The sequence below is a fragment of the Chryseobacterium sp. CH25 genome (genome assembly GCF_004119455.1).
Lineage (GTDB): Bacteria > Bacteroidota > Bacteroidia > Flavobacteriales > Weeksellaceae > Chryseobacterium.
Genome location: NZ_NRQT01000220.1, coordinates 1 through 207, shown reverse-complemented (window position 1 = coordinate 207; position 207 = coordinate 1). Strand labels below are relative to the sequence as shown.

Below are 207 nucleotides of genomic sequence, written 5' to 3'. Positions count from 1 at the left end.
GATAACCGTCTGATTAGGGATCTTTAATAAGCCAGAATGATAGGAGGAGTTTCCTGTTGTGACTTCTACACCTACCATCTTCAGATATTCTGCATAAGGTGTAGGCTGGATAACCGTCTGATTAGGGATCTTTAATAAGCCAGAATGATAGGAGGAGTTTCCTGTTGTGACTTCTACACCTACCATCTTCAGATATTCTGCATAAGG

At 41.1% G+C, this 207-nt stretch carries 1 protein-coding gene; it reads right to left on the bottom strand.

The annotated features are described in order from the left end of the window. The coding region (locus BOQ64_RS23420) for a hypothetical protein (protein WP_164975894.1) at nucleotides 1-207 on the bottom strand (207 nt) is incomplete at both ends.